Source organism: Pseudarthrobacter sp. NKDBFgelt, assembly GCF_046097905.1.
GTDB classification, from domain to species: Bacteria; Actinomycetota; Actinomycetes; order Actinomycetales; family Micrococcaceae; genus Arthrobacter; species Arthrobacter polychromogenes.
The window spans coordinates 1-11,027 of sequence record NZ_JBJURL010000106.1; the positions used below are offsets into that span (position 1 = coordinate 1).

Below are 11,027 nucleotides of genomic sequence, written 5' to 3' on the forward strand. Positions count from 1 at the left end.
TGCCGGGCCGGCTGCGGACTCCGCGCCGGCGCCGCCGTCGGACGCCTGCTGCTGGCTCCCGGCAGGTCCGGTGAAGCGCACCAGGGGAAGGGATTCTTTTCGGGAGCGCCGGCCGAACAGGGCCATCAGCACCGCGGCCGCCAGGCGCCCAAGCCCCGCAAGGACCAGGGTGATGGCGCCCAGCAGGAAGAGGACCAGGAACATCAGGAATGCCACGCCCACGGTGCCCAGGAAGGTCAGGTTGAGGATGAGCGTATCCGGATTCTCCACGTCATCTCTCCTCTCTGCCAGGGCGCCGGCTCCCCCTCCACCTTACGGATTTTTGGGGTGCCGTGCCGCCGGACACCGGGGCGCGCCCCGGGTTGTAGCAAAGCTGTTACCGCGTGTGACAGCATCTTTTGCATGACGGCATCCCTCGACCAGGAAAACTGCCGGTGCCTGTCCGGGGAGCAGTACGGACAGTGCTGCGGACGCTTCCACCGGGGCGCGGCGGATGCTGCCACCGCAGAGCAACTCATGCGCTCCCGCTACAGTGCGTTCGCATTGCTGGACGCGGACTACCTGATGCGCACCTGGCACCCCCGGACAGCGCCGGCGGAGCTGGAACTGGATCCGGGGATGGAGTGGCGGCGCCTGGCCATCCTCTCCACGTCCGGCGGAGGACCGCTGGATACCGAAGGCGTGGTGGAGTTCACGGCGCACTACCGGCACGGCAACGGACGCGGGGTCCTTCACGAGACCAGCCGCTTCGTGCGGGAAAACCGCCGCTGGTTCTACGTGGACGGGGACGTCCACGGCTGACTACTCGTTGTCGTAGGCGCTGTCCGGCGTGAAGCCGGCCCGGTCCACCTTGCGGTGGAACCGCATGCCGGCAAGTCCGCCGAGGACGGCGCCAACCAAGGCAACAGCGGCCACCACGACGGCGGCGATGATGCTGGTGGTGGTCAGCTGCCCTTCGTTGATGGGGATCCGCGGGTAGCTGTTGAGGTTGGCCAGCACGTTGAACTGCTGCCCTGCCACCAGGCCCAGGATGGACACAAGGATCGCCACGATCAGCGCCCAGATCCACACCATGAGGCCCTGTTTGGCGCCATTGAAGCGCGCCATCCTGCCTGCCACGTACCCGCCGGAGTAGTAGGACAGGAAGAGGATCACCAGCAGGACGATGATGCCCACCAGGCCCACCGTGCCCTGGTTCTGGGCTGCCTGGCTGACAGCTTCATTGACATCGGTGTTGGTTGCCAGGCCTACAGCCGTTCCTGCTGCCGCCACAAAGGCGGTGAGCAGGACGGCCATGCCGGTGGCGGTCAGCCAGCCGAAGAAGGCGGAGCCCACCTTGATGCCGCCGAACTGTTCCTTTTCCCGGGCCACGGCGGTCTGCCGGTCCGTCAGGTTGGGATCAACCGCCGGCGCGGGAGCTGTGGGAACGTACTCCCGCTCGGCGGAGGCACCGGCCCGCCCTGTGCGGTCCGGCACCCGGTCATAGGTGGAGGTCGGCGCGGCATCGCTTGCCGGCACCTGCGGGTAGGAGCGGGTTGGCTCGCCGCCAACGGCATCGTCGCGGCGGCTCCCGGTTCGGTCAACATCCTCGCGGGCACGCCTCGGGGGCAGGTTCTCTGGGTCTGTTGAGCTACTCATGGCTCCACTCAAGCATCACCCACCAGTGATAGCAAGGATGCTTACTATTTCGTGACCTGTGGCGTCACCGGTATTTACGGTGCAGGTTTTCCCGCCGGGAGGCTCCGGGGGAGGCGTCAGCGATCCACGGGCCGGTCCCTTCGGACTGGTCCAGGACGCCCTCCTCCAGCCAGGTGTAGTCCCCGGCGAGGACCTTCCGCGTGAGGGCGTGGTCGGCGTCGTCAGTGTTCCGCCACAGCTGGTCAAAGTACTCGTCCACGCGCACCCTGGCCTGCTCGCAGTAGGCCTCCGCGAGCTCATAGGCGCTGGCGGCCTTTTCGGGTGCGGTGTGCAGCAGCATCTCTGCCCGGGCGCAGCAGGCGGTCATGGCGAACAGCTCGGCGCCGATGTCCACCACCCTGCCCAGGAACGCCTGCTTCCGTTCGAGTTTCGCCTGCCAGCGGCCCATTCCGTAGAACGTCTGGCGCGCCAGGCGCCGTGACGAACGCTCCACGAAGCGCAGCTGCTTGGCCAGCCGCCCGAACTCACTGTAGGAGCGCGGGTCCATGCCGGCACCGGCCACCAGCTTGGGAAGCCACCGGGCGTAGAAGCTGGAAGCCCCGACGGCGGCCCTCGCCTTGTCGGACAGGCTCGCGTCCAGCGACGCAAGGTCGCCCGCGGCGGCCAGGTGCGCATCCACCGCCTCCCGTGCGATCAGCAGCCGCATGATTTCCGATGAGCCCTCAAAGATCCGGTTGATCCTCAGGTCCCTCAGCTGCTGCTCGGCGGGAACCGCGCGCTCGCCGCGTGCGGCCAGGGATTCCGCGGTTTCAAAGCCGCGGCCGCCCCGGATCTGGACCAGTTCATCGGCAATCCGGCAGCTGATCTCCGTGGCCCAGAGCTTGGCAAGGGCGGCCTCGATCCGGACGTCCTTCTGGCCGGCGTCAGCGAGTTCGGCGGAGAGCTCGAACACCGCGTCCAGGGCGAAGGCGGACGCGGCGATGAACGCGATTTTCTTGCCCACTGCCTCGTGCTCGCCCACCGGCCTGCCCCACTGGGTCCGGGCGTTGGACCATTCCCGGGCGATCTTCAGGCTCCACCGGCCCGACGCCACGCACAGCGCCGGAATGGAGAGCCGGCCGGTGTTCAGGGTGGTGAGCGCAATCTTCAGGCCCTGACCCTCGCGGCCCAGCCGGTTGGCGGCCGGCACCCGGACCTGGTGGAACCGGGTCACGCCGTTTTCGATGCCCCGCAGTCCCATAAACGCGTTGCGGTTTTCCACCGTGATGCCCGGCGAGTCCATTTCCACCACGAAGGCGCTGATGCCGCCCTTGTGCCGGGTGCCGTCAGCATCCGTGTGCGCCGGCACCACGGCCATCACCACCACCAGTTCCGCAATCACCCCGTTGGTGGTCCACAGCTTGACGCCGTCTAAAAGGTACGCCTCGCCGTCGTCCGTGGGCGTTGCAGTGCTGCCCAGCCGGGCGGGGTCGCTGCCCACGTCAGGTTCCGTCAGCAGGAAGGCGGTGATGGCACCGGCGGCGCAGCGTGGCAGGTACTCGCGCTTTTGTTCCGGGGTGCCAAAAACCTTCACCGGCTCCGGCACCCCAATGGACTGGTGCGCCGAGAGGAGTGCGCCGAGGCTCGGGTGAACGCTGCCCAGCAGGGCCAGGGCGCGGCCGTAGTACACCAGGGACAGTCCCAGGCCGCCGTATTCCCGGGGTATCTTCATGCCGAAAACGCCCAGGTCCGCCAGGCCCCGGATGTAGTCGTCGGGAATTCTGTCATCGCGCTCGATCACCCGCCCGTCCATGGTGCCGGCGAACTCCAGCAGCCGGGCCATGAACGCTTCGCCCCGTTCCACGGAGGCCGGGTCCGGGGTAGGCCAGGGGTGGACCAGGCTGAGGTCGAAGCTGCCCAGGTAGAGGCCTTTGGCGAAGCTGGGCCGCTCCCAGCCGGATTCCCGCGCGGCCTCGGCCACGGCGCGGGCCTCATCAGCCGTGACGCCGGCGCCGATCTTGCCTGCGGGTACTGGGGTTTCCTCGGCGGGGGAGTCTGTTGCCGGTCCTGTGGAGGTGGGGAGGCCGGTGGCAGGGCTTGTTGCGGGGCTGTCAGTGGCGGAGCTCATGGGTCATCTCCTTGGCCGGATTGGCCGGTGTAGCCATGGATCCGCCGGGTTGGAGAACCCTTCAGCTGTCTCTCAAGATTACCCGCGGGTAGGTTCCGGTGCTAGGGGAAGCCTGCGCCTGGAAATCGCCTGCAACGTCCACCGTGGCGGCGTGGTGCACCAGCCTGTCCCACCCTGCATTAATGCCGTGGACCACGGCCAGGAGCGTTTTGGACGCCAGCGTCCAGCTCAATTTTCCGGCCCCCAATAGGACCAGGGCCACCAGTCCCGAGGCCAGGACGAAAGCGGCCAGGATAAACCCGAATACCAGCGTGCCCACGAACACCAAAGTGGCGTTGTCCACTGCTGTCAGATCGAACGGCATGAGTCCCCCTGCTGCGACGTTGCATGTGTTAAGAGTTGGTTGAGACCAGTAGCACGAGCGTAGGGGGAGCCTCCCTTTCCAGCCAGAGCCACAGCCGCCCGGAAGCCCTGTTGATATGGGATCGAAACACTACCGCCAAGTAGGTCACGGAGTGGTCGCGGCGCCTGCGTTAACCTTGTAGTTGGCGGTTTTCCGATCCAGGCCGCCGCCCAGCCCCCGCAAACAGTCCAAGGAGAGTGCGTGCCCCGCTCCGCCAGGTCATCCGCTGATGCCATCAGCGCCCGGCTTCGGGACCTCGAACTCCTCACTAAAGGACCTGCCTGGGCGCTGACGCGCTCGGCCCCCTGGGTGATCGCGGTACTGCAGGCCTCCTTTACCCGCACCCGGCCGCAGCTGCCGCTGGAGGAATTCCATGCCGACGTCGACTCCTTCCTTGAGGAGCTCCGCCGCCAGGACCCCGGGCTGGGTGGAGGGGCGAACGGGAAGTCCTTTGGCGACGAATGGACGCGCCGCCAGTTCCTGACGCGGCGCAACCAGTCCGGTCAGATCGTCTACGAGGTGACGGAACCCGCGGCACGCGTGCTGGCGTTCCTGGACAGCCTCTCCAGCGAACGGTCCACGCTCAACGGGTCCCGCCTGGGCACGCTGCTGGGGGACGTCGAAAAGCTTGCCAACGAGACCAACCCGGACCAGAGCGCCCGGCTGGAGTCCCTTGAAGAGGAGATCGAAGAACGCCAGCAGCTGATCCAGGACATCAGCAGCGGCGAGTTCGACGGACTGCTGGATGACGACGAGGCGGTGGAGGCCGCGGGAAACATCCTGGACCTGGCTGCAAGCCTGCCCGCCGACTACAAGAAGATGCGTGACAGGATCGAGGAACTGGTAGGCGAACTGCGCAACCAGATCATCGAGGAGTCCCTGACCAAGGGCGCCACCATGGCCCAGGTGCTGGAAGCGGACAAACGCCTCCGCCAAAGCCCGGAGGGCCGGACCTTCCGGTCCTTCACGGCGTTCCTGGAGGACCCCCAGCAGCAGCTGCGGTTCCGCTCCGCCATCGGCGAGGTCCTTGGCCGGCAGTTCGCGGACGATCTCTCTCCGGAGGACAGGGAAACCCTGAAGAACCTGGTGGCGGAACTGCGCCAGCAGCACAGCCAGATCCAGCGGATCTACGGCAAGCTCAGCGAAAGCCTGAACACCTACGTCCAGAGCGATGACTTCCGCCAGTCCGTCCGGCTCCGGCAGGTCCTTCGGGAGGCGGAGCAGGCCATCAGGTCCCTTCCCTATGAGCGGGAACGCCCCGGCCTGGTCCCCGGGCCGGTCCTCTTCAATGCGGGGTTCGAGTCACTGTCCATGGTGAAGCTCTTCGATCCCGACGAGTTTGCCGCCCCGCCCAAACTTGCCGATCCCATCGCCTTCAGCGACTCTGACCGCGTGCGCTCGCCGAGGACCGGCAAGGCCAAGCCGGAGGTGGTGCGCGCGGCCCTGGCCGGTGCTGCCACGCTTTCGGAGGCGTGGCAGCAGCTGCCGCCCGGGGAGCAGCACATCAACACCATCCGCGCGCTCCTCTCGCACGCGCTCCACGCCGGCGCCCGCTTCGACAACCAGGGCCTCGAGGCCCTGGACTACGAACAGATAGACGGCACCACGCGCAGGGCCTACCTGCCGCTGGTCACGCTTCCAAAGGATCCTGATGACTGAAGAGACAACCACGACGACGGCGGAGCGGCCTTTCGCCGTCACGCCACGCGACACTTTCGTTGACGGTGCCGCGCTCTTCCCCGGCGATACCGGGGTCCTTTCCATGAAGGTGCGGCAGGCACTGGTGAAGCTCCTTAAAGGCCCCTATGTGGACGGCGGCCGGGACGAAAAGCTCTGGACCGTCCTGCTGGACAACCAGGTGATCCTGCGGAGCCGGCTGTACGAGCTGTTCCTCACCATGGAGCTGGACCACGAGCGCAAGATCGCCGTCCTGCGCCCGGTGGACCCCGACGCGATCGGCGGCAGCACCCGCTCCAGCATCCTGCGGCAGCAGCGTGCCCTCAGCCGGGTGGAGACCATCGTGCTGCTCCGCCTGCGCCTGCTGCTGGACCGCCACGTCACCGCGCAGACGGACCCCACGATCACCCGCGAGGAAATCGCCGACCTGGTGGCGCACTACCAGCCCGCCGGCCAGCAGGACGCACTGCGGGACTCGGACGTGGTGAACCGGGCCATCACCAAGCTCCTGGCCCGCCAGCTCCTCCTCCCCACACGGCTGGACGACGTCTACACCATCTCCAACGCCCTGCCCCTGGCCCTGCCGTTCGAGAACATCGGCGACATCCCCGCCCAGATAGAGGCCCTGGTGGCAGCAACCACAGACCCCGCGGGCACGGAGGCGCTCCTGGAGTTCGACAACGGAGACGCCGTTTCCCCGGACAGCGACACGGACACGGAGGACGCCCAGTGAGCATCGCTTCCATGCTCCCGATAGGTGAGCTGACAAACCCCGGCCAAATGCGCCTTGCCCTGGTGCAGGTGGTCAACTGGGGCACGTTCCACGGAGCCCACACGATGCACGTGGACCGCAACGGCACGCTGCTGACGGGTAATTCGGGCGTGGGCAAGTCCACGCTGTTCGATGCCATGCTGCGGGTTTTCGATGCCCGGCCCAGGTCCAACGAGGCCGCTGCCCAGCGTTCGGGCGGAGCCGTCGAGGACAAGCGGACCACGTTCACCTACATGCGGGGCAAGGTGGGGGACAAGGCTGTGGGTGAGGGCTCGGCGAGTGCCTTCCAGCGGCCGGGCGCCACGTGGTCCGCCGTTGCCCTGACGTTCGATAACGCGGCCGGCACGCGGGTGACCGTCTCGGCACTGTTCGATCTCCCCAAGAACGGCACGGAGTCGAGCGTCGGGCGTTTCTACGTCATCGACCACGATCCGCTGGACCTGGAGGCGCTCGAAGGCATCGCGGACAAGCGGTTCACCAAGGCTGCGCTGGAGACGATATTTCCCGAAGCGCAGGTTTTCGACGTCCACAAGGCCTTCGCCGAGCGGTTCCGCCGGCTGCTGGGCATCAACTCGGACCAGGCCCTTCCGCTCCTGCGCGTCATCCAGGCCGGCAAGGGCCTGGGCGGCAGCGTCAACACGTTCTTCCGCGACCAGGTCCTGGACGCCCCGGCCACCCTCGCGGCGGCGGACGACGTGGTGGAGGAATTCAGCAACCTGATGTCCATCCGGCAGCGGCTGGAGGACGTCCGGCAGCAGCGGGACCAGCTGGCCCCGATTCCCGGGCTCAACCGGGAGTATGCGCAGGCGCTGCTGGACGCAAACAGGCTGCGGGACCTCGCCGGTGAGGAGTTCGAGGCCTACAGGCAGAAGCTGGCCGTCACGGTCCACCAGGGATTGCTTGAGCGCTTCAAGGGATTGGCCCAGGCGAAGGCCAGGGAGCTGGGTGCTGAGCGGACTGTCCGGGACGGGCTGGCCAAGGACCTGCGCCAGCTGGAGGCGGACTACAACAACCAGGGCGGCAACGCCATCTCCGCGATCGAGCAGTCCCTGGAAAACGCCCGCGTTGGGCTGAAGCTCCGCCAGCAGGTGGAGGAGACGGCGCGCCAGGCCCTGGCCGACGCCGGCCTGCAGCTTGAGTGGACCGAGGAAGGCTGGGAGCAGGCGCACGAGCAGGCGGCAGCAAGGTCCGCCGAGCTCAACAGTGACTCCCAGGCCCTCCAGGAACTCCGCTTCGAGGCCTTCGACGCACACGCAACGAAGAAGCGCGAACTGGCCGCGGCTGAGCAGGAACTCGTGTCGCTGAAGACGCGCAAGTCGCTGCTGCCGCCGTCGAGCATTGAAAACCGGGCCGCGATTGCCGCCGCCACCGGCATCCCGGATGACCGGATGCCGTTCGCCGGCGAACTGATGGACCTCGCCGAGGGGCAGGAGAAGTGGCGCCCGGCCGCCGAGCGGGCACTCCGCAACCTTGCCACCACGCTGCTGGTGCCGGGCGAGCACTTCGCCGCGGTCACCCGGTACCTCAACGATCACGCCGTGCGCGGCGCGCTGCGGGCGGTGGACGTGTCCAAGCCGCTTTCAGGCGGCGCGCTGGCGCTTGAGGACGTGCGCGACGGCGACCTGCTGACCAAGCTGGACATCCTCACCACGGGCGTCGCGGCCGAGGCAGGTTCCTGGATCCGTGAGCGCATCGCGCTGGACTTCGCCTACCCCTGCGTAGAGGACCCGGACGAGCTGGCCTCACTGGACCGCGGCCTCAGCCTGGGCGGCGTGGTGAAGCGCAACCGCCACACCGTGGAAAAGGACGATCGCTTCACCGGCCGGCAGGATTACGTCCTCGGGTTCGACAACGCCGCCAAGCTGGAACTTGTTGCCGGGCAGGCGGAGGACCTGCGGCAGGAAGTGGGCAAGGCGGCAGAGCTGGCGCAAAGCCGGGAAGACTCGCACCAGGGCATGGCCCGGCAGCTTGAGGCCCTGCGCCGCATCGCTGAGGACCACCGTTCCTGGGACCAAGTGTCGGCGGCGGTCGCGGCCGAGGAACTCGCACGGCTTGAGCAGCGGCTGAAAGACGCCCTCGCGGCACAGGCGGACCTGGAACCGCTGCGCGCCGGCATCGAGGAGGTGCGGCAGAAACACCAGTCCAGCACCGAGGCCGCCGCCGTCCTGCAGAGCGAGTACAAGGCACTGGACCGGCAGCTGAGCGCTGCCGATTCCCTGCTGGAAGGTGCCCGCCAGCGCCTCTCCCAGGCGCCGCCGTCGGACGCCACCGTCACTGCCCTGGAACCGTACTTTGCCGATTTCGGCGATGTGACAGAGATGCACGAGCTGGACAACCTTTCCAACCGGGTGCGCACCGCCCTGCTGGCGGAACTGCACACGGCCGAGTCCCGCGGGCAGGCCACCGCCGAACGGCTTACACGCATCTTCGAGGCGTTCGTGCGTGACTGGGGGAGCGCCATCTCGGCAGACCACGGCACCACGATCGGTGCTGCCGGCGAGTTTGAGACGCGCTATCACGCGATTGTGAGCGACGGCCTCCCCGCCCAGGAAGCGGAGTTCCGCCAGTTCTTCAACCAGCGCACGCACGAGTCCTTCAGCACGCTCCTGCACCTGCTGGATGAGGAGCGGCGCTCCATCACCAGCCGCATCCTGCCGCTCAACGGCATCCTGTCGCAGGTCAACTTCCACGAGGGGAGCTTCCTTGAACTGGACATCAAGCAGACGCTGCCTCCTACGGCCAAGCAGTTCAAGGACGCAATCCAGAACGCCCTGAAGGCCCGGCATACCCGCCCGGCCAAATCCGAAGCGTCCAGGAAAGTCGCCACAGGCTTGGAAACAGGCTTGGAAACAGGCGTGGAAGCAGGCGGGGAAAGGGACGACGACGCCGAGCTCACCGCCCGCTACAAGTCGCTGGAGACGCTGGTGAAGCGGCTGGGCTCGCAGGCGCCGGAGGACCGGCGGTGGAGGGCCGAGGTGCTGGACGTGCGCGGGCACCTGTTCATCCAGTGCAAGGAGCACCGCGAAGTTGCCGGGCCGGCGTCGGGCAAAAAGGGCGGCGCCAAAAAGTCCGAGGTGTTTATGCACGCGGATACCGGATCCATGTCCGGCGGGGAGCGCCAGCGGTTCACGGCCTTCATTATGGCTGCCGCACTGAGCTACCAGCTGGGCATCGCGGAGCAGGGCTTCACCACGTACGGCACCGTGATGATGGATGAGGCCTTTGTGCTGGCTTCCGAGGAGTTCGCCGGCGCCGGGATCAAGGCGCTGCACGAGTTCGGGTTCCAGCTGCTGCTGGCCGCCCCCGAGAACGTCATTGACCTCTCCCGGCACCTTGGCTCCGTCACCGAAATCCTCCGGGACAAGCGCACCAACCGCTCGGGAGTGCTCACAGCACCGGTCATCACACCGCGGCCGGGTGAAGAGGGGGCATGGCGGTCGGAAGCGAACCCGGTGGACATCGTCCTGCGTTAGCAGGCACCCGCCGGGCCGCTTTATAACAAATCGATGGAATTATTGTCTAAGCTCTGGTGAGGGGTATTTCTGCTGTGCCACTCTGGGCTTTACCACCTCATCCGCCTGAGTAAATCCCATAGGTACTACGGAATGCTGGGTTCCGCCCTGTTCCCCAAGAGAATGATGGCGTCCTCTTGAAAGGCCCTCCCATGCGCCCAGCGCAACGCGTGAAATTCCTCCTGGCAGCGGGCACCGCAGCGGTACTGTTCCTCTCGGCCTGCGCGGCAGGCGGTCCGGCAGGGAGTGGGAGCACCCCCGAAAGCCCTGCCGTCCAGGCACCCACGGCTAGCCAGCCGCCGTCGTCCGCTCCCGCCTCCACCGCTCCCGCCGCCGCCCTGTCAACCTTCACCTTCCCGGATGGCCGGCTCTCGTTCCAGCACCCGGTCGACTGGCGGGTTGAGCTCTTCGAGGCATCCGCCTCGCCGTTCGTGGGGACTGCTTCGGTGTACGATCCCGCCGGCCAGTTGCGGGTCAGCGTATACACCGGAGAAATCGCCGACGTCGTGGCCAGCTCTGCTGCCCGGACCGTACTCGAGACTGACCCGGTGCCGGGACTGGTGGGGAAGTCCGTGCCGACGCCCCATTCGTCGTTCTTCGTGGACCGCAGCGGCGACACCGCACAATACCGCATGGGGCTCACTCCAGGGCTGCCCGTCTCGCCGGACGGGAAGGTGCTCGGCGGGGGCAGGACTGTGTCCTTCGTCATGAAAGGGAATAAGGCACGGAAACGTTGCGTAATGAACCGGAGGGTAGGCTAGCCTTACTTAAGTTCGCTTCATGACTTAAGGAGTTCCGTGACTTCCCCCCTCTTCCCCGGGCCCAGCGCCACGCGCCGCACGCTGTTCACATCAGCCGGCAAGGCCACGGCCGTCCTGGCCGCCGCGGCACTCACCCTGTCCGCCTGCTCCACCGGGC

The 11,027-nt window shown here is 67.1% G+C and carries 8 protein-coding genes and 1 pseudogene; 5 read left to right on the forward strand and 4 right to left on the reverse strand.

The features are described from left to right. Positions 1 to 270, reverse strand: a pseudogene (locus ACKAE7_RS19255) (hypothetical protein); the annotation flags it as partial. Between the two features lie 132 nt (positions 271 to 402). On the opposite strand from ACKAE7_RS19255, the gene ACKAE7_RS19260 reads away from it, so the two are divergent. Next, positions 403 to 801: a YchJ family protein gene (locus tag ACKAE7_RS19260; protein WP_190614576.1), complete on the forward strand. Its 399-nt coding sequence runs from the start codon at positions 403 to 405 to the stop codon at positions 799 to 801. Here the strand turns inward: ACKAE7_RS19260 and ACKAE7_RS19265 are convergent, their stop codons facing one another. From ACKAE7_RS19265 to ACKAE7_RS19275, 3 genes are all read right to left on the reverse strand, one after another. After that, entirely contained in the window at positions 802 to 1,638 is an 837-nt protein-coding gene (locus tag ACKAE7_RS19265; RefSeq protein WP_408980029.1) for a TIGR04086 family membrane protein, read from the reverse strand. A gap of 64 nt (positions 1,639 to 1,702) precedes the next feature. Next, positions 1,703 to 3,745, reverse strand: coding sequence for an acyl-CoA dehydrogenase family protein (locus tag ACKAE7_RS19270; protein ID WP_408980030.1), 2,043 nt, complete (start codon positions 3,743 to 3,745; stop codon positions 1,703 to 1,705). A gap of 61 nt (positions 3,746 to 3,806) precedes the next feature. After that, entirely contained in the window at positions 3,807 to 4,109 is a 303-nt protein-coding gene (locus tag ACKAE7_RS19275) for a hypothetical protein (protein WP_188810946.1), read from the reverse strand. 240 nt (positions 4,110 to 4,349) lie between these two features. On the opposite strand from ACKAE7_RS19275, the gene ACKAE7_RS19280 reads away from it, so the two are divergent. The 4 genes from ACKAE7_RS19280 to ACKAE7_RS19295 all read left to right on the forward strand — a co-directional run bounded on the left by ACKAE7_RS19280 (position 4,350) and on the right by ACKAE7_RS19295 (position 10,870). Beyond that, a complete protein-coding gene (locus tag ACKAE7_RS19280) occupies positions 4,350 to 5,807 on the forward strand; it encodes a DUF3375 family protein (RefSeq protein ID WP_188810947.1) in 1,458 nt (485 codons plus the stop codon). Beyond that, positions 5,800 to 6,558, forward strand: coding sequence for a DUF4194 domain-containing protein (locus ACKAE7_RS19285; protein WP_408980031.1), 759 nt, complete (start codon positions 5,800 to 5,802; stop codon positions 6,556 to 6,558). Before ACKAE7_RS19280 ends, ACKAE7_RS19285 begins: the two co-directional genes overlap by 8 nt. Then, positions 6,555 to 10,070 (forward strand): ATP-binding protein, encoded by a 3,516-nt coding sequence (locus ACKAE7_RS19290; RefSeq protein ID WP_408980032.1) that lies wholly within the window; start codon positions 6,555 to 6,557, stop codon positions 10,068 to 10,070. The genes ACKAE7_RS19285 and ACKAE7_RS19290 overlap by 4 nt, the downstream gene beginning before the upstream one ends. Positions 10,071 to 10,261: 191 nt before the next feature. After that, the gene (locus tag ACKAE7_RS19295) at positions 10,262 to 10,870 is read left to right on the forward strand and encodes a hypothetical protein (protein WP_408980033.1); all 609 of its coding nucleotides are present in this window, start codon (positions 10,262 to 10,264) and stop codon (positions 10,868 to 10,870) included. Positions 10,871 to 11,027: the final 157 nt, after the last annotated feature.

Bases quoted from the DNA above. Each gene is read 5' to 3' on its own strand.
- ACKAE7_RS19260 (WP_190614576.1), top strand. From the start codon at position 403: ATGACGGCATCCCTCGACCAGGAAAACTGCCGGTGCCTGTCCGGGGAG.
- ACKAE7_RS19265 (WP_408980029.1), bottom strand. From the start codon at position 1,638: ATGAGTAGCTCAACAGACCCAGAGAACCTGCCCCCGAGGCGTGCCCGC.
- ACKAE7_RS19270 (WP_408980030.1), bottom strand. From the start codon at position 3,745: ATGAGCTCCGCCACTGACAGCCCCGCAACAAGCCCTGCCACCGGCCTC.
- ACKAE7_RS19275 (WP_188810946.1), bottom strand. From the start codon at position 4,109: ATGCCGTTCGATCTGACAGCAGTGGACAACGCCACTTTGGTGTTCGTG.
- ACKAE7_RS19285 (WP_408980031.1), top strand. From the start codon at position 5,800: ATGACTGAAGAGACAACCACGACGACGGCGGAGCGGCCTTTCGCCGTC.
- ACKAE7_RS19295 (WP_408980033.1), top strand. From the start codon at position 10,262: ATGCGCCCAGCGCAACGCGTGAAATTCCTCCTGGCAGCGGGCACCGCA.